Source organism: Variovorax sp. 278MFTsu5.1, assembly GCF_048305045.1.
Taxonomy (GTDB): Bacteria; Pseudomonadota; Gammaproteobacteria; order Burkholderiales; family Burkholderiaceae_C; genus Variovorax; species Variovorax guangxiensis.
In genome coordinates, this window is the sequence record NZ_CP157623.1 from 126,664 (window position 1) to 145,339 (window position 18,676).

22 protein-coding genes and 3 pseudogenes are annotated in these 18,676 nt (G+C 66.1%); 9 read left to right on the forward strand and 16 right to left on the reverse strand.

The window, feature by feature from the left end:
• Nucleotides 1-17 precede the first annotated feature (17 nt).
• Nucleotides 18-290 (reverse strand): helix-turn-helix domain-containing protein, encoded by a 273-nt coding sequence (locus ABL844_RS32660; protein ID WP_418132218.1) that lies wholly within the window; start codon nucleotides 288-290, stop codon nucleotides 18-20.
• 307 nt (nucleotides 291-597) lie between these two features.
• Between ABL844_RS32660 and ABL844_RS32665 the strand changes: the two genes are divergently transcribed.
• A complete protein-coding gene (locus ABL844_RS32665; protein ID WP_418132296.1) occupies nucleotides 598-1,119 on the forward strand; it encodes a helix-turn-helix domain-containing protein in 522 nt (173 codons plus the stop codon).
• A 25-nt stretch (nucleotides 1,120-1,144) separates the two neighbouring features.
• Here the strand turns inward: ABL844_RS32665 and ABL844_RS32670 are convergent, their stop codons facing one another.
• Nucleotides 1,145-1,684 carry a hypothetical protein gene (locus ABL844_RS32670; protein ID WP_418132220.1) on the reverse strand — a complete coding sequence of 180 codons (540 nt, stop codon included), beginning with the start codon at nucleotides 1,682-1,684 and terminating at the stop codon, nucleotides 1,145-1,147.
• A gap of 65 nt (nucleotides 1,685-1,749) precedes the next feature.
• The gene (locus ABL844_RS32675; protein WP_418132222.1) at nucleotides 1,750-1,908 is read right to left on the reverse strand and encodes a hypothetical protein; all 159 of its coding nucleotides are present in this window, start codon (nucleotides 1,906-1,908) and stop codon (nucleotides 1,750-1,752) included.
• Nucleotides 1,909-1,985: 77 nt separating this feature from the next.
• Here ABL844_RS32675 and ABL844_RS32680 point away from each other — a divergent pair, with 77 nt between their 5' ends.
• Entirely contained in the window at nucleotides 1,986-2,411 is a 426-nt protein-coding gene (locus ABL844_RS32680) for a hypothetical protein (RefSeq protein ID WP_418132224.1), read from the forward strand.
• Between the two features lie 8 nt (nucleotides 2,412-2,419).
• Here the strand turns inward: ABL844_RS32680 and ABL844_RS32685 are convergent, their stop codons facing one another.
• Nucleotides 2,420-3,304 carry a hypothetical protein gene (locus ABL844_RS32685; protein ID WP_418132225.1) on the reverse strand — a complete coding sequence of 295 codons (885 nt, stop codon included), beginning with the start codon at nucleotides 3,302-3,304 and terminating at the stop codon, nucleotides 2,420-2,422.
• Nucleotides 3,305-3,529: 225 nt separating this feature from the next.
• Between ABL844_RS32685 and ABL844_RS32690 the strand changes: the two genes are divergently transcribed.
• Nucleotides 3,530-3,793 carry a hypothetical protein gene (locus ABL844_RS32690; protein WP_418132226.1) on the forward strand — a complete coding sequence of 88 codons (264 nt, stop codon included), beginning with the start codon at nucleotides 3,530-3,532 and terminating at the stop codon, nucleotides 3,791-3,793.
• 70 nt (nucleotides 3,794-3,863) lie between these two features.
• Here ABL844_RS32690 and ABL844_RS32695 read toward each other — a convergent pair whose 3' ends face one another.
• The 10 genes and pseudogenes from ABL844_RS32695 to ABL844_RS32740 form a co-directional block, all read right to left on the reverse strand.
• Nucleotides 3,864-4,058: a CcdB family protein gene (locus ABL844_RS32695; RefSeq protein ID WP_418132227.1), complete on the reverse strand. Its 195-nt coding sequence runs from the start codon at nucleotides 4,056-4,058 to the stop codon at nucleotides 3,864-3,866.
• 7 nt (nucleotides 4,059-4,065) lie between these two features.
• Nucleotides 4,066-4,335 carry a type II toxin-antitoxin system prevent-host-death family antitoxin gene (locus tag ABL844_RS32700; RefSeq protein ID WP_418132228.1) on the reverse strand — a complete coding sequence of 90 codons (270 nt, stop codon included), beginning with the start codon at nucleotides 4,333-4,335 and terminating at the stop codon, nucleotides 4,066-4,068.
• Between the two features lie 131 nt (nucleotides 4,336-4,466).
• Nucleotides 4,467-4,658: pseudogene (locus ABL844_RS32705) on the reverse strand (transporter); the annotation flags it as partial.
• Between the two features lie 138 nt (nucleotides 4,659-4,796).
• Nucleotides 4,797-5,104: pseudogene (locus ABL844_RS32710) on the reverse strand (oxidoreductase); the annotation flags it as partial.
• Nucleotides 5,105-5,132: 28 nt separating this feature from the next.
• Nucleotides 5,133-6,155, reverse strand: a complete 1,023-nt coding sequence (locus tag ABL844_RS32715; RefSeq protein ID WP_418132229.1) for a porin — start codon at nucleotides 6,153-6,155, stop codon at nucleotides 5,133-5,135.
• A 34-nt stretch (nucleotides 6,156-6,189) separates the two neighbouring features.
• Nucleotides 6,190-7,176, reverse strand: coding sequence for a Bug family tripartite tricarboxylate transporter substrate binding protein (locus tag ABL844_RS32720; protein WP_418132230.1), 987 nt, complete (start codon nucleotides 7,174-7,176; stop codon nucleotides 6,190-6,192).
• 84 nt (nucleotides 7,177-7,260) lie between these two features.
• Nucleotides 7,261-8,250: a quinone oxidoreductase family protein gene (locus tag ABL844_RS32725; RefSeq protein WP_418132231.1), complete on the reverse strand. Its 990-nt coding sequence runs from the start codon at nucleotides 8,248-8,250 to the stop codon at nucleotides 7,261-7,263.
• 49 nt (nucleotides 8,251-8,299) lie between these two features.
• Entirely contained in the window at nucleotides 8,300-9,220 is a 921-nt protein-coding gene (locus ABL844_RS32730) for a dioxygenase (protein WP_418132232.1), read from the reverse strand.
• A gap of 91 nt (nucleotides 9,221-9,311) precedes the next feature.
• Nucleotides 9,312-10,346 (reverse strand): tripartite tricarboxylate transporter substrate binding protein, encoded by a 1,035-nt coding sequence (locus ABL844_RS32735; protein ID WP_418132233.1) that lies wholly within the window; start codon nucleotides 10,344-10,346, stop codon nucleotides 9,312-9,314.
• A 60-nt stretch (nucleotides 10,347-10,406) separates the two neighbouring features.
• Nucleotides 10,407-10,943: a cupin gene (locus ABL844_RS32740; RefSeq protein ID WP_184641791.1), complete on the reverse strand. Its 537-nt coding sequence runs from the start codon at nucleotides 10,941-10,943 to the stop codon at nucleotides 10,407-10,409.
• 186 nt (nucleotides 10,944-11,129) lie between these two features.
• On the opposite strand from ABL844_RS32740, the gene ABL844_RS32745 reads away from it, so the two are divergent.
• The 5 genes and pseudogenes from ABL844_RS32745 to ABL844_RS32765 all read left to right on the forward strand — a co-directional run bounded on the left by ABL844_RS32745 (nucleotide 11,130) and on the right by ABL844_RS32765 (nucleotide 15,112).
• Nucleotides 11,130-12,059: a LysR family transcriptional regulator gene (locus tag ABL844_RS32745; protein ID WP_184641792.1), complete on the forward strand. Its 930-nt coding sequence runs from the start codon at nucleotides 11,130-11,132 to the stop codon at nucleotides 12,057-12,059.
• Between the two features lie 120 nt (nucleotides 12,060-12,179).
• A pseudogene (locus ABL844_RS32750) lies at nucleotides 12,180-12,510 on the forward strand (IS3 family transposase); the annotation flags it as partial.
• Between the two features lie 279 nt (nucleotides 12,511-12,789).
• Nucleotides 12,790-14,157 (forward strand): HEAT repeat domain-containing protein, encoded by a 1,368-nt coding sequence (locus tag ABL844_RS32755; protein WP_418132297.1) that lies wholly within the window; start codon nucleotides 12,790-12,792, stop codon nucleotides 14,155-14,157.
• A gap of 433 nt (nucleotides 14,158-14,590) precedes the next feature.
• Nucleotides 14,591-14,830, forward strand: coding sequence for a hypothetical protein (locus ABL844_RS32760; RefSeq protein WP_418132234.1), 240 nt, complete (start codon nucleotides 14,591-14,593; stop codon nucleotides 14,828-14,830).
• 81 nt (nucleotides 14,831-14,911) lie between these two features.
• Complete coding sequence (locus ABL844_RS32765) at nucleotides 14,912-15,112, forward strand: hypothetical protein (protein WP_418132235.1); 201 nt, start codon at nucleotides 14,912-14,914, stop codon at nucleotides 15,110-15,112.
• A 240-nt stretch (nucleotides 15,113-15,352) separates the two neighbouring features.
• Here the strand turns inward: ABL844_RS32765 and ABL844_RS32770 are convergent, their stop codons facing one another.
• Nucleotides 15,353-16,489: a YihY/virulence factor BrkB family protein gene (locus tag ABL844_RS32770; protein WP_418132236.1), complete on the reverse strand. Its 1,137-nt coding sequence runs from the start codon at nucleotides 16,487-16,489 to the stop codon at nucleotides 15,353-15,355.
• Nucleotides 16,490-16,766: 277 nt separating this feature from the next.
• Here ABL844_RS32770 and ABL844_RS32775 point away from each other — a divergent pair, with 277 nt between their 5' ends.
• Nucleotides 16,767-17,627 carry an IclR family transcriptional regulator gene (locus ABL844_RS32775; RefSeq protein ID WP_184641809.1) on the forward strand — a complete coding sequence of 287 codons (861 nt, stop codon included), beginning with the start codon at nucleotides 16,767-16,769 and terminating at the stop codon, nucleotides 17,625-17,627.
• An 18-nt stretch (nucleotides 17,628-17,645) separates the two neighbouring features.
• On the opposite strand, the gene ABL844_RS32780 is transcribed toward ABL844_RS32775, so the two are convergent.
• Nucleotides 17,646-18,650: a Bug family tripartite tricarboxylate transporter substrate binding protein gene (locus tag ABL844_RS32780; RefSeq protein ID WP_418132237.1), complete on the reverse strand. Its 1,005-nt coding sequence runs from the start codon at nucleotides 18,648-18,650 to the stop codon at nucleotides 17,646-17,648.
• Between the last annotated feature and the right edge of the window lie 26 nt (nucleotides 18,651-18,676).

Sequence of the window (18,676 nt, forward strand, 5' to 3'; positions counted from 1 at the left end):
GAGGTCTGCTGAAGGCCCTACCCGGTTGCCGGCTTGGCTCGGAGTTCCTTCCGGTAGCGCTTCATGAGGGAGTGCATGAGCTCTGCCGGATCTGTTTCGAGCCCGTTGCACAGAAGAACGAGGCTGGTCAGCGAAGGGCTCGAGGTGCCGGTCTCGAGCTTGGCGATGAATGTCCGATTGAGTCCCGACGCAAATCCAAGCTCCTCCTGATTGAAGCCGCGCACTGCCCGCCGAGCTTTGAGCTCGGCCGCAAAGGCTTTCAGCAGTGCGGGATCCTGCGTCGATCGCATGCGATGACTCTCATCGCACGGTCTTCTTTATGCACCCGCTTGTATGGTACAAAATGAGAGCGCGGCGCCCTCCGTATCGAATTTGGATCGCAAGGGGTGTCGGAGAACTCGGCCAGAACTCTCCCGTTCAGGCTTTCCTTGCGGGCACGAAATCCAAATGACGCATCGCCACATCGCCTCGCCTCTCCCTACGGGACGCCCGTTGCGCCTGCCAGCCTCGGTAACGCGCGTCCGACCGCGGCGACCGGCACCCGTCGCTCGCAGTTCGTCCGCGTCGCGCATCGGCGCTCAGGTGAGGGCCCTGCGCATGGCGGCGGAGATGTCCGCTGGCCAACTGGCGCTGGTCTCGGGGATCTCCGCCTCGATGCTCTCGCGCATCGAGCGGGGGCTGGTTTCACCCTCGGTGGAGACTCTGGAGCGGCTCGCGCAGGGACTGTCTGTGCCGGTGTCGCGCTTTTTCGGGGATCAGGCCCGACGCACGGACTTCTGTCATGTGCGGGCAGGGCAGGGGCTCGTGGTCGACCGCATCGGTGCCGTGGCTGACTACCGGTATGAGCTGCTGGGGCACTCGCTGTCGGGCAATCTGTTCGTCGAGCCCTACCTGGTGACGCTGCTGCCGGAGGCCGGGCCCTACGTGACCTTCCAGCATCCCGGGCTAAAGTTCCTGTACTTTTTGTCAGGGTTGGTCACCTACCGCTACGGCGCGAAGGCGGTGGAGGTGGGGGCAGGGGACACGCTGCTCTTCGATGCGACGGTGCTGCATGGCATCGAAGTGATCCATTCGGGGCCGGTGTCGTATCTCTCGGTGGTTTTCACGCTGAGGGAGTAGGGCGGCGTGCCGCCCGCCTGGACTGTCAGCGCTGCGCACCTTCCTGTTTCGCGAGGTCGGCGATGAACCAGTCCCTGGCGAACTGGTTGACGTCCTCCATCTGCCTGCTCAGGACCCCCAGCATGCCTCCGGTCCAGGTCTCGTAGGCGGGCGTGCCGTCGAGCTTGCGCACGTTCTGCGGGAACGTGCGGATCGTGTACACCGGATTCTGTTCGCCGAATTCCTGGCCGAGTTGCGCGTAGTACGCGCCGTCGAGGGAGAACTTCGGCGTGCCTCTGTGCGCAAGGAGGACCTTGTCGAAGCGCCTGGCCTTGTGGGACTGCGCGCTCTGGAAAAGTGCCCTCAGCACATCCACCGTCGCCGCGTCGGCGTCGACTCTGCGCAGGTCGATGACCAGCACGGACGGCATGACGCCATACCGGTGGTATGCCCAGAGCGAGACCTTCTGGTTGCGCGCGTCCTGCGCGAGACGCTCGCTGACGGGCCGGTGCGCTGCGACGTAGTTCCAGCCCGCCAGGGCGAGGGCGCAGGCGGCCACCGCCGCGATCAGGATGCGTTTTTTCATGGGGGCTTCTCCTCGCTGAGTGCGAGGCATTGTGCCGCGCGCGGCCGCGACCCGGACGGGCCTGCTCAGTGCCAGTCGCGCCGTGCCACGAGGAACGAAGGCAGCGCGAAGAAAACGGCCAGCTCGCACAGCAATGCCGCGAGGCAGGCGAACGGCAGCGATCGGTCGATGCCGTACAGCGCGGTGCTGACGGCCGGCGTCACCACCAGCGCCACGCCCTGCATCGTGGCGATCAGGCCCGCGACGGCACCTTGCCGCTCGGATGGCGGCCAATGATGCGCCGCCGTCCGAGGAACCTGGCGTGCAGCATCTGCGTGCCGAACAGGGCCAGCCCGTCGTCGTGAGCGCCATGACCAGCCTCGGGCCGACCTGCGCCGTCTCGAGGCCAAGCCGGTCCTGGAAGTGGGAGCCCGCGATGATCTGGATGGAGACGATGGCGATTCACGACATCGGGCTTGCCACCCTCCACGGCCACAGCCCTGGCGCGACCGGATTCACGGGCGGGGGCTTCCTGCCCATAGGCCGCCTGGCGTCCGGTGGCACCGCCGCCCAAACCACGAGGAAGGCCAGCAGGCACAGCGCCCCGTCCACCACGAGCGGCCATTCCACACCGTTGGCCGCACCGATCAGCGCCATGCCGCTTGCGCAGTTTCTGGTGCCGGCGACGGTAGGCAGTCGCCGGCATGCGCTGCCGCGCTGCTGGGCTTTTAATTCTGAAGTTGCATAGGGCCGGCGCTACAGGACCTTGACGAAGCCACTGCCCGGTGCTTTCACCATTCGCTCGAAATTCCTGCTGTAGTTGTATTTCGCGTCGACCAGAAGAGCAGGCGGGAACAAATCTTCAATCGTCATCTCTCTGCCCAATACTTCCTTGGTGACAAACTTGCAGTAGTCGTTCACGCCGAATGCCTTGTGAAAACCTCCTGGATTCGATGCTTGATATGTGGCGAGCGCCACCTTCTTTTTCTCTCTTCCGACTTCGACAAAAGCTTCGTAGCGGGCGGGTTTGGGAAGCTTCTCTCCACGAAGCTCCGTGAGCAGCATGAGGCCTTTGGAAACTTTCTTGTGATCACCGCCCATATGAAAATCAACCGAAGACGCTTGGAAGCATGCGGTGACGAAAGCGCAGCAGGTGGTTCCGCGATTCTCGCTAAAACCCGCTCGCTGGCGGGCAGCCCACTTGAAAGCTCGATATAGTGCATCGAATCCAAATGGCGGATTGATGTCTGTTCGCAGGGAATTCTGAACCCCGTAATAGCGGCTTATGTCGATGCCTGACTCAGACAATCCATAAGAATATGGGGTCAGTTTGCCCCGGGCGCCGTCTTTCTTGATGCTGTAGGTTGTCAGAGGCCCTTGTTTTGTCTGCTTTTGCGTCGCGGTCCTGAGGTGGGCCCAAAGCCTGGCAAAGGGCAATCCGTTTGACAGCTCGACGGAATGAGGCGCCGGGCGATAGACGGTGAACCAATTTCCGCTGGCTTCACTCTTGTCGATGTCGATGATTTCTCGATAGACGGCCGTATCCCTGGACGCAGCATGAATCACCTCAATTTCTTGAGAGGCATCGCCCGGCAATATGCTGTCCAGACTGACGAAGTTCTTGGGATCAGTTACCAGCATCGTGTGGTGGAACGCCCCTTGCCGAAAGATGATATCGCCCCGCTGAATCACGAAAATCCCTCCCGTGCCTTGAAGTGCTGGCGGCGCAAACTTTAGCGGCGCCGCGACAGGTTCGCCAAACGGTCGTCACCCGCAAATATATTGCGCCTCCCATCGTCGATAAGAGGTACTGCGGGATTGTCGTTCCAGTCTCGAAAACTGCAAGTGCGGTGCGATTGGAACTGTTTGGATTTCACCAAGGATCGGCTGCTGGTACTTGAACTGCTGATTGGCAATCGAATGGTGAGCGGGGAACGGCATGCCTTCTTTGAAGTACCTGGCTCGATGCCGGCCGGCAGGGACGTGGTGGCCGCCGGTCGTTCAGCGTTCGCCGAGATCGTGCGGGGTTCGCTTTGGCGCGGGTGCGGAGCGCCGGAGCGTCGTGCCAGAGGCTCGACTCAGATTCCGCTGATCACTGCATCCAGTGCACCCACGAAGTCGTTGGCCTGAGATCGCAGGTTGCCCCGGACAGAACCCAGATCGTTGACCCGAAAGGGTGCGGCCAGATGGGGCAATGCCATCAGCATCGCTGCGTTCCCGCCGATGGTCGGGCAGAGGGACCGCGGCATCGCAGCCGGCATGTGGCACGCAGTGCCAACGGCATCACGAGGCAGGTCGGGAGCTTGTCGAGGATCTTGCTCTGGATGTCCACCATCCAGGGAATCTCGCCGCGCTGCGCCTTGGACGGGTTGGCATAGACGTCGAACTGGGCCATCGTGCAATCACCAGGGGCGGTAGTCCTCGCCGAAAACACCCACGCGCTCGACCAGCCCGTTCTGGGCTGCAATCCACTCCGCATAGGTTTCGTTGAATTCGCGCTTGTGCTGGCCGGGCGTCTTCTTTCGTTCGAGTGCCTCGAGTTCGGCGTAACGGGCAGCCGAGACCATCACAACCGCGACGCGGTCGTTCTTCATGACCTGCACGGGCTCGCGCTCGGCCTGACCGAGGCAGTCGCCGAAGCGGTTCTTGGCATCGGTGGCACTGACTTGCATGCTTGGACTCGGGTGAGAGTGATCAGCCATCTTGGCCATTCTTCAGCAAGAATGCCTTGGCATTCCCGTTGGCGCATTGCATGCAATGCGCCCATGGTGTGCGCTGGTTGCCAGGCCACCGAGACCAAACATCAAAGACTGACCGCCGCGATCCCGTCCAGCACGATCACTCCCCCGCCCATCCGGCGTGCGAGATGGTCCTCGCGGAAGAGCCAGCACGCGAGGAAAGCGCCGATGACGATGGACGACTCGCGCAGCGGCGCGATCAGAGCCACCGGCGCGCCCAGCATGGCGGTGAGAACGAGGATTTAGGCGAGCGGGGACGGTCTGCCTCGCCCCTGGTGGATGTCGCTTTTTTCATATGAGCGGGACGAGCAGCTCGAAGGCAGTGCTGGGAATACCGCACGAACTCGAAGGCCCGCGTTCGAAGAAGTGACCTGGCCGATGGTCCAGGCAAGCCTTCAGAAGGCGCTCTTGACGATGCTGCCGTCGACGCGAAGGGCCACCCCCATGGTCGCCGAAGCGAGTGGACTTGCCACGTGGACCACGAGGGAGGCCACTTCCTGTGGCGATGCGAAGCGCTTGATCAGCGAGGTCGGGCGGATGTGGTCAAAGAACTCCGCCTCGACCTGCTCGAAGCTCTTGTCGCTCGAGCGCGCTATGCTTCCACGAAGTCGCCGACGCCGCGCGACACAGCGAACTGGGCGGTCTTCGTCATGCCGTAGTGGATCATCTCGGTGAGTATCTGCACCGCGGTTTCGCTCGAGACATCGTATCGGTCGGCTCATGGGCTGCGTTCAGAAGGCGTGGTTCACGCCGAGCTGCAAGCCCGACGAGCGCCGGCCCGCCACACCGGCGGGCGACGAATCGGCTACCACGTAGGCAGCATTACCGCGGTTGCTGATGCGTGAGTAGGCGCTGTACAGCGTGGTGCGCTTGCTCAGGTTATGTGCGTAGCCGATGGCGAACTGGCGGGCGGTGCCGCCGGTGCCGGGGCTCGGGCCGGAGCGTTCGGAGCGCGCGAACGATACCCGGATTTGCCCCGCGCCCACGGGAACCGACGCACCGATCAGCGCGTTCGTCTGCCGCTCGCGTCCCAGTCGATGGCGCAGGTGGTTGGCGTAGGCCTTGACCGCGCCGAAGTCATAGCTGCCGCCGACGGTCACGGTACGGTAGTCGTCGACGCCCACAGCGGTCTGCCCGTAGGCGGCGGCTACGTTGAGCGGGCCCGACTCGTAGCCCAGCCGGCCGCCGCGGTAGCCGGCGCCCTGGGCGCCTTCGGCCGCCGCGAACATGAACTGCCCGTACAGGCCGCCGAGGCCGCGCGGCAGGACGTAGCCGGCCGAGTTGCTGGCGCGGGCCTGCGTGCGTGCACGGCCCAGGCCGAGCGGCCAGCCTTCGACGATGTTGCTGCTGCCGCCCACGCCGACCGTCCCGAAGGGCGAAAAGCTCGACACGTTCCAGAACGTGGGGGTGTAGTCACGGCCCAGCCGCAGCTCGCCGAGGTCCTTGGTCATCAGGCTCACGGTGGAGCGCCGGCCGAAGCCGCCTTGCGTCACGCCAGTGTCGGGCAGCACGGCGGTTTCGAGCCAGAAGCCGGCCGCGAGTCCGCCGCCCAGGTCTTCCATGCCGCGAAAACCCAGGCGACTGGGCAGCAGGTAGCCGCCCTGGTCCATGGCCTTGGTCGAGGCGTGGCCGGCCTTCGAGTAGGTGAAGTTCAGGTCGATGCTGCCGAACACCGTCACGGACGATTGGCCCTGGGCGGCGCCAAACGCGCCCATGGCCGCAAGGGCAAGCAGAAGTTTGAGTTGTTGTCTCATGTCTTTCTTTCGAAGCGCTGCGGTCGAGGGGTGATCAGCTGTCGATGCGGATGCCCGCGCGCCGGATGAGCGCGGTGGTCGAAAGGACCTCTTCGCGCACCTGCTGCGCAAAGGCCTGCTGCGGCATCGGTGCGGCGTCGGCGCCGAGCTTGTCCAGGCGCGCGCGCACCTCGCTGGTCTTCAGGGCGCGCACGGTCTCGGCATGCAGATGCGCCACGGTGCGCTCCGGTGTCCTGGCGGCCACGAACATGCCGACCCAGAACAGGTGGTCCGCGTCACCGACGCCGCTTTCGGCGGTGGTCGGCACCTGCGGCAGCAGTGGCGAACGCCGCGGCGCGCCGATGGCCAGCGCGGCGAGCTTGCCGCCTTGGACCAGTGGGGCGGCCAGCGCCAGCGGCGCCAGGAACCAGTCAAGCCGCCCGCCCATGAGGTCGGTGAGCGCCTGCGGCGTGCCCCGGTAGGGGATGTGCGCGGCCTCGATGCCGGTGGCGATGCGGAACTTCTCGCCCGCGATGTGCGAGGCGCTGCCGTTGCCCGAAGAGCCGTACACGAACTTCTGCGGGCCTGCCTTCACCTTGCGCACGAGGTCCTGCAGCGAAGTGAAGCCGCGGTCGGGCGGCACCACCAGCACATTGGGCATCGACGCCAGCATGGTGACCGGCGTGAAGTCGTTCAGCGTGTCGTACTTGAGCCCGGGGTAGAGCGCGGCGTTGGCGACGTGGCCGGTCGAGTGGATCAGCACCGTGTGACCGTCGGCTGCGGCGTTGACCACCGCGCTGGCGCCGAGCGTGCCGCCCGCGCCGGGCCGGTTGTCGACCACGCAAGGCTGGCCGAGGTACTGCTGCAGACGTTCGCCGACGATGCGGCCTACCACGTCGGTGGTCGATCCGGCGGTGAAGGGAATGACCAGCTTCACGGGCTGGTTGGGGTAGGCGGGCTGCGCGAAGAGCGTAGTGGGAAGGCCGGCGATGCCGCCCGCAGCTGCTGTGAGGCGAAGCAATGTCCTGCGATGGATGTCCATCGTTGTCTCCTTGTTGTGCGTGGGGGAGGGCCTACCTGCCGGGCAGGCCCCGAAGTGATGAACGGGGCTGCACCCCGGGAACGTTCAGGGCGCCAAAACCAGCCGCTCCATCGAGCCTTCGAGCACCTGCAGGTAGGCCTGGCGTGCACGGTCCAGCGGCAGCACCGAGCCGTCGTTCACGTCGAAGCCCTGCAGGCTGCCGTCTTCGAAGCCCGGCAGCAGCGTGCGGAACACATCCGCGCATTGGCTGGCCGTGAGCTTCAGGCTGTCCACGCCGAGCATGTGCAAGTCGCGGCGATAGAAGGCCATGATGTCGAAGGGCACGTTGCGGTCGGGCGTGGAGATCAGGATCTGCGTGCCGCCGACCTTGAGCGATGCGAGCGCTGCGGCGAAGTACGGTGAGCCGACGGTGTTGTAGGCAATGTCCACGCCTTTGCCATCGGTCATCGACAGGACTGCCTGTGCGATGTCGTCGCGCGTGCCGTCGATCACATCGACCTGCGCGCTCGCGTGGCCCGTGTACCGGGTGGCGCCGCGCTCGACGCCGATCACGCGCGCGCCGGCGCGCGTGGCCAACTGCACGGTGGCCTGGCCGACCTTGCCGTTCGAGCCGAGCACCAGCACGGTCTGGCCGGGCCCCGCGAGGTGGGCGCGGCGCAGGCCTTCATATGCCGTCACGAAGGGCACGCCCACCGTGGCGGCCGAAGCCATGGCGATGCGTTCGGGCTTGGCGACGAGCGCTGCCACGGGCAGCACGAGGTAGCGCGCGTGCGTGCCGTCGCGCGTGATGCCGAGGTCGCCGCCGGTGCCCCACACGGCGCGGCCGATCCATTCCGACGGACCGGCGACGACGCGCCCGGCGTAGTCGCGGCCCGGCGTGCGGGGCCAGATGGCATACGGCATCAGGCCCAGCGCCGCCTTGACGTCGCTGGGGTTGATCGCCGCGGCAAGGACTTCGACGATGGCGCAGCCGGCCGGTGTCTCGGGCTGTGCGATGTCAACCAGGTCGGGGTTCAGTGCATCGGAGCTCGGGGCCCTGGCGCTGAGGCGAAGGGCGCGCGGTGGTGTCCTCATGGTGCTATGTCTCGTGGTACGGAGTGAAGTGAAGAAAATGTGTGTGCGGTCAGGGCAGCGGCGGCGTGGGCAGGCACGTTTCGCCGGGCTCCAGCCGCAGTTCGAAGTCGAGGTGGAAGTGGCCCGCGCTGTCGGGTTCGAAGTCGCGCAGCAGCGAGCCCACCGCGCCGAAGGCCGCGTCGCTGTAGGCGTACGGATCGCGCGCATCGAAGATCTGCGTCGCCAGCACCTTGTGGCCCGGCGCGATGGCGATGAAGTGCAGGTGTGCCGGGCGCATGTGGCTGCGGTTCTGCAGCGCCAGCAGCTCGCCGCAAGGTCCGTCGGTGGGCACGCCATAGCCCGAGGGCTGCACGCTCTCGAACCAGAAGCGGCCGTCGGCGTCGGTCTCGAAGACTGCGCGCAGGTTCATGTCTTCCTGCTCCGGGTCCTGGTTTTCGTACAGTCCACTGGGCGCGGCCTGCCAGGTTTCGATGCGGGCACCGGCGAGGGGCGTGCCGTCCAGCGACAGCACACGGCCGCGTACATGCAGCGTCTCGCCGGCCGTGTCGTCGGTCGCGATGCGCACGCCGTTGGGCCTCACCGGCTGGTTCGCGCGCCAGAAGGGGCCGATGAGCGCCGGCTCGGTGCCGCCCGCGGCGAGCACGGCCTTTGCGTCCATGAGCAGCACCAGCGTGGCGAGGCCGAGGATGTCGGCAAGCAGGATGCCTTCGTGCTTGCTCGGGCCGGTGGCCTGGCCGATGCGCACCATGAAGTCCAGGCCCTTGAAGAGCTCTTCATAGGTCAGCGTCACTTCCGAGGCGAAGGCGTGCAGGTGGCGGATCATCGCGTCGAGCACAGTGCGGGTGCGCGCGTCGCGCGTGCCCTGGTTGGCGTCCAGCACGGCCTGCAGCAGCGCCTGGGCGTTGGCGGGAATCGAGCGCTGCGCAGGCGGTGCCTCGGTATCCGTGGGCGTCTCGGTGGCAGAAATCATGGGAAGTCCTGGAGAGTGAAGAAAATGAAATCGGCACGATGCCGCCCGGCACGCATCGGCGCACCGCTGTGGCTGAAGGGGCGTGGGGCCGCTAGTCGGCGCGGATGCGCGCGCGGCTGGCGACGGCGGTCCAGCGCGGCACGTCTTCGGCGACGCGCGCGGCGAGGTCGGCGGGCAGGCTTGCGACCGTCTCGAAGCCGAGTTCTCGGGTCTGGCGCTGCACGTCGTCGAGCGCCAGGATGCGCCGCACCTCGGTGTGCAGTCGCTCGATGGCGGCGACAGGCGTGCCCGCCGGCGCGAACAGCGCCTGCATGGTTTCGGAGCGGTAGCCGGCAAAGCCCGACTCCGCCACCGTCGGCACCTGCGGCAGCTCGGCCCAGCGCGCGCGGCTGCCGACGGCCAGCACCCGCAGCGTGCCCGCCGCAATGTGGGCCTTGGCAGCCGGCAGTGCGGTCAGCGCGCAATCGACCTGTCCGCCGAGCACGGCCTGCACGGCAGGGGCCGCGCCGTTGTAAGGCACGTGCAGCAGCTCGATGCCGGCGCGCTGCCACAGCAGCTCGCCGCCCAGGTGCACGCTGTTGCCCTTGCCGGGCGTCGAGTAGGTGAGCGCGCCTGGTCGGCGTTTAGCGGTGTCGATCAGCGCCGACAGGCTGGTAAGCGGGCCCGTCGCCGGCACCACGATCACGTCGGGCGAGCTGACGGCGAGCGACACCGGTGCGAACTGGCGCAGCGGGTCATAAGGAGGCTTGTCGGCAAACAAGGCCGGATTGGTCACGAACGCGGACGAGACCAGCAGCAGCGTCTGGCCGTCGAGTGCAGCGCGTGCCACCGACGCGATGCCGATGTTGCCGCCGGCGCCCACGCGGTTGTCGACGAGCACCGGCTGACCCAGTGCTTCGGCGAGCCGCACGCCCACGATGCGCGCGATGATGTCCGAGGTGCCGCCGGCGGCGAACGGAACGACGATGCGCACAGGGCCTTTGGGGCTCCAGGTCGGCTGGGCGCGAACAAGGCCGGCGCCCAGCGCCGCGAGTGCAGCGGCGAGGGCGTGTCGCCGGTTCATGCCGTGTGCCACGCCGCACGTCGGCATGCGGCATGCGGCCTCGAAGTCCTGGGGGATCGTCATTTTTTGTCTCCTCGGGTGGTGCCTATGAGCCTTGCGCAGTTCGGGCGGTCGGCGCGGCGACTACTTGCTTTCTGGCGCCGTCTCTTTGATATAGCCGTCGGTTCCGTAGACCAGGCCGGTGGCCTCTGCAGCCCTGACGACATCCTCGTGCCAGGCGATGCGCCCGCATTCTTCGTCGGTTCCACCGACGACCGAATACACCACCAGCGCGTGATCGTTCGGATTGCGGAAACCGCGCATCACGCCGATGGGGCACGAGATCACGTCCCACTGGTTGAGCATCACGGAGTACTGGCCCTTCTCGCCCCAGATGACCTCCATCTGCCCGTTCAGCGGACAGAAGACTTCCTCGGTCTTGTGCGCGTGAAGGCTGGCACCCTGGCCAACCGGGATTTCGATGAAGGTCACGCCGAAGCGGTGGTTGCCCGGAATTGCCGGCTGGACGCCTTTGTTCTCCAGGACGCCGCGGTTCATGATCTTGTAGATGTTCTTCTTCATGCCCGGCAGCCGGCTCTCGATGAAGGTCTCGCCGTACGGCGTGACCTTGCCCCAGCGGGCGATGCGGGTGGATTCCATTTCCTGGAGGGTGGGGTCCATGTCTATTCCTTGATGCGATGATGTTCGGATTCGTTGAAAAAGCAGCGGATTACGTTCTGCGAGGCCCACTGTAGGCAACGGTCATTCGTGCGTCCATTACCATTTTTCGAGCGGCTCGATAACATTTCGGTATGGGGAGTGCGATGCCCATCGACCACTCTTGCTGCAACGACTTGGACTCCCTGCATGGACCTCAGACAGCTTCGGTATTTCGTGGTACTCGCCACGCAGCAGCACTACGGCCGCGCCTCTGCCGTGCTGCACGTCGCGCAGCCAGCGCTGAGCCGGCAGATCCGCCTGCTCGAGGAAGAACTGGGCGTGCGCCTCTTCGAGCGGCACGCGCGCGGCGCGACACCGACCGAAGAGGCTGTGTTCCTCATGGAGCGCGCATCGTTCCTGCTGCGCTATGCCGAGCAGATGAAGCAGGACATGACGGCGCGTCAACGCGACCCGAGCGGCCCGGCGGCCATCGGCTTGTCGCCCGCTCTCGCGCTGCTGCTCGCCGTGCCACTTGCGCGCGCGGTGCGCGAGCAGTTTCCCGATGTGCGGCTGCGCATCGTCGAAGGCTTCTCGCAGTCTCTACTGGGCATGCTGGAGCAGGGGGCGGTCGACATCGCGATCCTCAACGGGCCGATGCAGTTGACCAACGTGCTGGCGACGCCACTCATGACCGAAGCGCTGTGCCTCATCGGGCGCACCGATGACGCGCGGCTGATGCGCATGACGAAGATCAAGCTGCCCCGGCTGGCCGGCCTGCCTCTGGTGATGACGGGCGTGTCCAAGTCGGGCGTGCGGCTCGAGTTGGAAGCGGCGGCGGCGCGCGCGGGCGTGGTGCTGAACCCTGTGGTCGAGGTCGAGACCTTGAGCGTGGCGGCCCGCCTGGTGGAAGAAGGCCTGGGCCTCACGGTTCACTTCGCCGCGGTCGTGCAGGACGAGATCGAGGCCGGACGCCTGGTCGCGATTCCCATCGAGGGGCTGCGGTTGCGGCGCGTGCTGGCTCGCGCTTCCGACCGGCCGCCATCGCGCGCGACCGAAGTGCTCATCGACATCCTGCGGGCCGTGGTGCAGGAGCGCGTGGATTCGGGGCGCTGGCCGCATGCGATGCTGGACCGCTGAGCGCCGCCACGCCAGTTGGACGATGTCGACACTCGCGGTGGCATCTTCAGAAATTCTGAGTACTTCGGATTTTCGCAAGTGAAAATTCTTTTACTTCAAGCATGTACGCCCAGCACGAAGATGCTGGATGCTGCCATCGAGACCGTGGCCGAAACCACCGACTGGCCCGTGGCGCACCGCGATCGTGGTGACCACTACGCTGGCCAGGCTGGCTAACAAGAATGAGCGACGCGCATCTCGCTCGCTCGACGCCTTGCAAAGCCTGCCCGCCTGGCAACGCGGCCCGCGAAGACGCTTCGGTCGACCGAAGACCGAACTGTTTTATCCTCGGTACCGGACGAGCACCACCGTTGAGGAATTCATGGAAGCGGTGGGTTCCTGCATCCGTGGATGCAACCAGAAGCGGATCGAAATCTCTCTTGGCCCCGTCGAATACCGTGAGAACCTTGGTCGGCTGCGACGAAATTCGCTCGGCCGCGCCAGCCTCACAAAAATGAGCTATGAAATGCTGGACCAAGCACGTGTAGAGGCCGCGGAAAAAGAGGCCGAACAAGCGACGGACATCGCCGGGCGACTTGCTCCCTGGTTGCCGCTGTGGGCCGACGGGGATGAAGAAACGCGCAGTGCCGCCTTGTCTGCCTTGGCAGATTCTCGATCGAGAGGGGATGCAGTGACGAAGGTGTTCGTCGAAGCCGCCTGCGATCCCCTTCCAGCCGCGAGATGTCAAGCCATGTGGTGGTTCGGCGACGAGGAGGACAGGGGCGTCGGCACGGCGGCATTCGAGGCGTTGACGGCGGGCCTGCGGGACGTGGATGCCTGCGTGCGCGCCGCCGCCGCTCAAGGTCTGCGTTTCAGCGACCCCGCTGCGATCGAACCGCTGTTGGTCGCACTGCGCGATACGGATGCCGATGTGCGCAGCAACGTCGTGATCGCTCTCAAAGACTTCGACCTGCCCGTCCCGTCCATCTTCGAGGCATTGATCCGCGTTTTCCACCACGATCTCGACTTGGAGGTTCGAGAGAATGCGCTCCATGCACTGGCTTACCTGGACGCAACCCAGGCATTGGATGTGCTCCGATCGGCCGCTCGCGCCGAGGACTTGAGGCTCCGGTTGGCCGCTGCAATGGCGCTTGGCGATTCACGCTCGCTGCCTGAGACGCATCGGCTTGAACTCGTTTCGTTGATGCTGGCGGATACCGATGGGGAAGTCCGTGAGCGTGCCGTCCGCTCGCTAGCCCCTTTGTTTGACGAGCAGCCTGGCGCTGCTTCGCTTCCGCTTTGGCACGCTGCGCTGCACGACCCAGCTGAAAATGTCCGGGTGGCGGCGCTGGAGGCATTGCCGCTTGCAGGCCAAGGCGTTGCGCAGCGCTTGTCGTCGCTCGTGTCCGAGCTGCTTGAGGACCCCGTTGACGAGATACGCCATGCCGCGATCAAGGCACTTGAGTTCGACGCGGGCGCGCCGATTCCTCCGGCATTGCTCCGTCTATTGCAGTCGCCTGGGAAGACTGGCCTCCATGCTCGCAAGCTGGCGGTGCAGGCACTCGCCGACCGTGGTCTCGCCGATGACGCGGTCCCGCTGTTGTTGCCACTCCTGAGTGAGGACGAGCTGGCAAGGGACGTGACGGACGCGCTCATCGATCTACCGGATCGCCGAGCACTCGCCCCGTTGATAGCGCAGCTCGATAACGAGGATGATGACTGCTGCGCCAACGCCGCGCTGGCGCTGGCTGCGATTGGCGATAGCGAAGCCATCGAACCGTTGATCCGCACTTTGGACAGACGTGAGCCTTACGTGCGTCGACGCATCGTGTGGGCATTGAGTTTCTTCACCTCAACGCGTGTGATGCCGGTATTGACCGGGAGCTTGTCGGACCCTTCGCCCGACGTGGCCCGTACCGCAGCCAAGGCGCTGCTGGAGACGCTTACGCCAGCCCAAGTTCGTGCGTTGCTATCTCGCGTGCCTCTGCTTCGTCGGTTACCGGCGCCAGCGCGCGAGCTACTGCGCCGCGAGCGCGAGTACGTATTGGAAGAAGGTGATGCTTCTTCGGGTCCGAGGTGTCAGCGTCTGGTTCGTCTGGGAGCCACAGAGTATGAATAAGCGCGGCTAACGAATCGAGCGAGGTCGCGAAGCTGACGCAGCAAGCCCGAGGCAGCGGCGCGACATGAACGTCAATTTGACGTTCCGCCGGCGCTTCGCTGGTGGCACTGGGAGGTGGGCGATGCTCGCTTCAATGTCCTGGCCAGGGGTTCGTCTCGTCCCGGTACTGCGTCTCATGGGCGATGCCCGGGCGGGGCTGCGGAAACAGGGGCGGTCGTTCGCGAACCCGCGCGAGCGCCTTCAGCGACCACCGCCAGCAGGGCCGCCGGGTCGGCCTGCGCCTCGCGGTTCCTCCTACAACTGTGAGAGGGACCAGCCGACGAGCTGCGGCGTGCAGTCTGCCTACCTTGTCGCGAAGTCCTTCCCGAGGGTGAGGGCTCCGACGATCGGCGTCGTTGCGTTCGGTCCAAAAATTGCGATGAGAACAATCGTCATGGACAACATGCTGGATCTGGTTCAGTGGCCGGCTTTTCTGGCGTCACTCGCTGCGGCCTGGCTGGTTGCATCCGATACGAGGCGGCGCAGAAACTGGGGGTTCTGGGTGTTCTTGCTCAGCAATGTGCTGTGGACGGCGTGGGGCTGGCACCGCTCTGCTTATGCACTGATCGCGCTGCAGGTCTGCCTGGCGGCCCTCAACATGCGGGGGCTGCTCAAGACAGAGCCTTCGGGGTAGGCGTTCCACATCTCTCATGCTGCGGCTTGTTGAACTGCCGGGCGAGAGCACTGTGAATGACGCACTGAATGAGGAAACCACATGCACCGCAGACATCGGGACACGAAGGTGCGCATCGGCCGCCGCCTCCTGGCCGCGCTGCTCGCGGCAGCCGTGGTCAGCGTTGTCAGCTTGCTCTTCGCCTATGGCATGCACGCGCCAAAAAAAGCACCCGGCGATGTCCCTGCCCGAGGCGCCGCGACGCTGCCGCAGGACAACGCGGGTCCGTCCACTTTGAAGTAGCTGCACGGTTGCCGGGCCGGCCACGTGCATTGCCGGCAAGGACTTATTCCACGGAGGAACCATGTTCGCCGCCGTGCGGGGTGGTGCCGGCCCGACGGTCTTGCTCATGCGTGGCCCCTGGCCCCTTGCGGAGCGCATTGCCGGCCTGATGCTCATCCGAGCAGATTCGCCCGTCCCAGCGACCCAGCCTGAGCGATATCTCCCTTCAGGTGCAGGCCTCGAAAGCAAGCAGCGCCGGCTTCAGCTCCGGCCTCGCCGATGCCGGTCGGGTCGAGCGCGGCGCTTGCCGTTGAGCAGCGAGTGAAGCATCACGAAACCCGCCGCCACGGCAAGCCGCCCAGCGAGCGCCACGATCAGGTCCTTGCGCTCCAGAGCCGCGTGCGCCTCAGAAGGCTTGCGCAGGCCCCCGGGCGTTCCTTCTACATCGTCTGTTCCTGCTTCGGCCTTGTGCGCTGTTTCCTGGGTGGCGGCTTGCGCCTTGGCCGCCGCCACAGAACCGTGCGCATGGGCGTAGACCTTGGTGAACTCGGCGCCGAGCAAAAAGATCTGCGCCGCGTAATAGACCCAGGCCAGCAGGACGACGAGGGAACCTGCCGCTGCAAATGATTCGTTGACACCGCTCTTGCCGAGATACAGACCGATCAGCACCTTGCCGATCTCGAACAGCACCGCCGTGACGGCCGCGCCGGTCCAGACATCCCGCCACGCGATGGGGGCGCTTGGCATGAACTTGAAGATCATCGCGAAAAGGACCGTCAGGATGCCGAGCGACACGAGCAGGTTGAGGCCCTGCAACATCACCTCCCATCCCGGCACCAGGGTCGCGCTCCAGGTGCCGAGCGCGGCCAGGGCGGCACTCACCACGAGGGAAACCATCAGCAGGAAGGCCAGACCCAGGATCAGCCCGAACGACAGCACGCGCGCGCGCAGGATGCCCCATAAGCCGTGAGGCTTCGCGCGCTCCGGCACGTGCCAGATGCGATCGAGCGCACTTTGGAGCTCCGCAAACACCGTCGTTGCGCCCACCACGAGCACGGCGATGCTGATCGCCCCGGCGATCAGCCCCCGGGAGGGCTCGCTGGCACTTCGGATCAGGCCTTGCACCGCGAGTGCGCCTTCCTCGCCCACCAGGCCCGAGAGCTGTGCGGCGATCTGGCCCTGCACGGCCTCCGTGCCGAACAGGGCGCCTGCCACCGCGATGACGATGACCAGCAGCGGCGCCAGCGAAAACATCGTGTAGTACGCGATCGCCGCTCCCATGCTGGGCGCCAGATCGTCGATCCATGCACTGATCGCCTCCTTGCACAGAGGCAGGAGGCGGACTTTGCGAGGGTGGCTGCCTGAAGCATCGGGTGCTGAGAGACGGGCTCGTGTCATCCGGTGCCCTTCGCTGTGTATGGCGCGTGGCGCGGAAATCGGTCCATGGCGGCATGATGCGCAGTTCAGGCGGCTGTTCAGTAGGAAAGCGGCGGCAGTGGGCGTCGGGCAGCGGACGGCCGGCCGTACAACGTTCCCATTGGCGGACGGATGGACGCGAACGAGGCGAGCATGTTGATCGGCGCAGCACTGGCGGACATCGGCGCGGTATGCGTTCCCGACCTGCTCGCGCAACCTTACGTGTTTCCCACGAATCGCATCCACTAAGATCAGTTCGATGAAGCAAGAGGGCGGGCGCGGGGCGCGCCGGATGGAAAATATGGAGCGCGGGGCGCGTGCCGGTGCAGGCGCGCCGGCGGCGGCCGACGAGCTCGATGGGGGATCGCGCGGCGCCCCTGAGTCGAGTCTCTCGCGCCTGCTTGGCACGCTGGGGCTCTTCTCCACGGCCAGCCCCTCGCTCACGGTCGAAGAGATCGCCACCCGCCTCAAGGTGCCCAAGAGCACGGCCTACCGCTACATCCAGGAGCTGTCGAAGGTGGGCCTGCTGGTGCGGCTGGACCGCAGCATCACGCTGGGTCCGCGCATCATCGAGCTGGACCGCTGCATCCGCGAGTCCGACCCGGTGATCCGCGCCGCCGCGCCACCCATGCGCGAACTGGCCGAGCAGACGGGCCTGGATGTGTTCCTGTCCAAGCTCTATGGCCACTCCATCATCACGGTGCACACCGAGTTCAACGACCCGCTGCCGCACCTGCGCTATGGCCGCGGGCGGCCGGTGCCGGTGTCGCGCGGCGCGAGCGCGAAGGCCCTGGTGGCCTTCCTGCCGGCCGCGCGGCTGCGCAAGCTGCACCAGGAAATGGCCGGCGAGGCGGCCGACACCCCGCCGTGGGATGCGTTCTACGAAGAGGCCCAGCGCATCCGCCGCGAGGGCTACTGCCGGACCTCGGGCGAACTCAACGAGGGAAAGACAGGCGTCTCTGCGCCGATCTTCGGGCGCGGGCGGCTCGTGGTCGCCAGCGTCACCGCGCTGGGCAGCGATGCGCGGCTGGCGCTTTTCGATGCGGAGGCGATCGCCGAGCTGGTCAAGCGCACCGCGCACATGATCAGCGTGCGCCTGTCGGCCGACGGGCACCTGTAGACGCGCCAGCCAGCTCGTTCAGAAGACGATGTTGGCCTTCTTGACGATGGGCGCGGCCGCGGCCAGCGAGCGGCGCCAGGTCTCCAACGCCTGTGCAGGCGTGCTCACCACCGGCTCCAGGCCCAGCCCCACCATGCGCGACTGCACCTCGGCGTCACCCGCGATGGACTGCAGCGCCGCCGCGAGCCTGGCCACGACCGGAGCCGGCGTGCCCGCGGGAGCGAACACCGCGAACCAGCCGGCGTTGCCCATATCGCGCACACCCAGTTCCTCGAAGGTGGGCACCGCGGGCAGCGAACTCACGCGGCGCAGGCCGGTCACCGCCAGCGGGCGCACCGAGCCGGCCGTCACCATGGCCTCGACGGCGGCGACGGTGAGGAACACCGCATCCACCTGGCCGCCCATCAGGTCGGTGATGGCGGGCGACGAGCCCTTGTAGGGCACGTGCAGCAGCTCGACGCCGGCCGATCCGGCCAGCACCTCGCCCATCACGTGGGCCGAGGAGCCCGCCCCGAAGCTGCCGTAGCTGAGCTTGCCGGCCTTGGCCTGCTGCAAGAAGGCGCGCAGGTCCTTGGCGGGGCTGTCGGCGCGCACGGCCAGCACCAGCGGCGCATTGGCCATCACGCTGACGATGGTGAAGGCCTCCTGCATGCTCTTGCCGGGCGCGACCTGCTGCTTCGAGGCGAGCGCGGCGATCACATGCGTGGAGTTGCTGCCGAACATCAGCATGTGGCCGTCGGCCGGCGGCTGCAGCACGGTGCGCGCGGCGATCAGGCCATTGGCGCCAGGCTTGTTGTCGATCACGACCGTGCCGCCCAGTGCGCCCTGCAGCTTCTGGCCGATGAGGCGGGCCACCGTGTCGGTACCGCCGCCGGCTGCGAAAGGCACCACGAGGTTGATCGGCCGTTCCGGCCAGGTGACGGCGCGTGCCGGGCCGCTGCCGCAGGCGACCAGCGCAGCGAGTGTGCCGAGAGCCTTGCGGCGATGGACGAGAAGTTCGCGATGGAACGAAGCTGAAGTCATGGTGTGGCGGGAAAACTGGAGAAGAA

Excerpts from the sequence above, each read along its gene's own strand:
- ABL844_RS32660 (WP_418132218.1), bottom strand. The coding sequence starts at position 290 with ATGCGATCGACGCAGGATCCCGCACTGCTGAAAGCCTTTGCGGCCGAG.
- ABL844_RS32665 (WP_418132296.1), top strand. The coding sequence starts at position 598 with ATGGCGGCGGAGATGTCCGCTGGCCAACTGGCGCTGGTCTCGGGGATC.
- ABL844_RS32670 (WP_418132220.1), bottom strand. The coding sequence starts at position 1,684 with ATGAAAAAACGCATCCTGATCGCGGCGGTGGCCGCCTGCGCCCTCGCC.
- ABL844_RS32675 (WP_418132222.1), bottom strand. The coding sequence starts at position 1,908 with ATGCAGGGCGTGGCGCTGGTGGTGACGCCGGCCGTCAGCACCGCGCTG.
- ABL844_RS32685 (WP_418132225.1), bottom strand. The coding sequence starts at position 3,304 with ATGCTGGTAACTGATCCCAAGAACTTCGTCAGTCTGGACAGCATATTG.
- ABL844_RS32695 (WP_418132227.1), bottom strand. The coding sequence starts at position 4,058 with ATGGCCCAGTTCGACGTCTATGCCAACCCGTCCAAGGCGCAGCGCGGC.
- ABL844_RS32700 (WP_418132228.1), bottom strand. The coding sequence starts at position 4,335 with ATGCAAGTCAGTGCCACCGATGCCAAGAACCGCTTCGGCGACTGCCTC.
- ABL844_RS32715 (WP_418132229.1), bottom strand. The coding sequence starts at position 6,155 with ATGAGACAACAACTCAAACTTCTGCTTGCCCTTGCGGCCATGGGCGCG.
- ABL844_RS32720 (WP_418132230.1), bottom strand. The coding sequence starts at position 7,176 with ATGGACATCCATCGCAGGACATTGCTTCGCCTCACAGCAGCTGCGGGC.
- ABL844_RS32725 (WP_418132231.1), bottom strand. The coding sequence starts at position 8,250 with ATGAGGACACCACCGCGCGCCCTTCGCCTCAGCGCCAGGGCCCCGAGC.
- ABL844_RS32730 (WP_418132232.1), bottom strand. The coding sequence starts at position 9,220 with ATGATTTCTGCCACCGAGACGCCCACGGATACCGAGGCACCGCCTGCG.
- ABL844_RS32735 (WP_418132233.1), bottom strand. The coding sequence starts at position 10,346 with ATGACGATCCCCCAGGACTTCGAGGCCGCATGCCGCATGCCGACGTGC.
- ABL844_RS32740 (WP_184641791.1), bottom strand. The coding sequence starts at position 10,943 with ATGGACCCCACCCTCCAGGAAATGGAATCCACCCGCATCGCCCGCTGG.
- ABL844_RS32745 (WP_184641792.1), top strand. The coding sequence starts at position 11,130 with ATGGACCTCAGACAGCTTCGGTATTTCGTGGTACTCGCCACGCAGCAG.
- ABL844_RS32755 (WP_418132297.1), top strand. The coding sequence starts at position 12,790 with ATGTGGTGGTTCGGCGACGAGGAGGACAGGGGCGTCGGCACGGCGGCA.
- ABL844_RS32760 (WP_418132234.1), top strand. The coding sequence starts at position 14,591 with ATGGACAACATGCTGGATCTGGTTCAGTGGCCGGCTTTTCTGGCGTCA.
- ABL844_RS32765 (WP_418132235.1), top strand. The coding sequence starts at position 14,912 with ATGCACCGCAGACATCGGGACACGAAGGTGCGCATCGGCCGCCGCCTC.
- ABL844_RS32770 (WP_418132236.1), bottom strand. The coding sequence starts at position 16,489 with ATGACACGAGCCCGTCTCTCAGCACCCGATGCTTCAGGCAGCCACCCT.
- ABL844_RS32775 (WP_184641809.1), top strand. The coding sequence starts at position 16,767 with ATGAAGCAAGAGGGCGGGCGCGGGGCGCGCCGGATGGAAAATATGGAG.
- ABL844_RS32780 (WP_418132237.1), bottom strand. The coding sequence starts at position 18,650 with ATGACTTCAGCTTCGTTCCATCGCGAACTTCTCGTCCATCGCCGCAAG.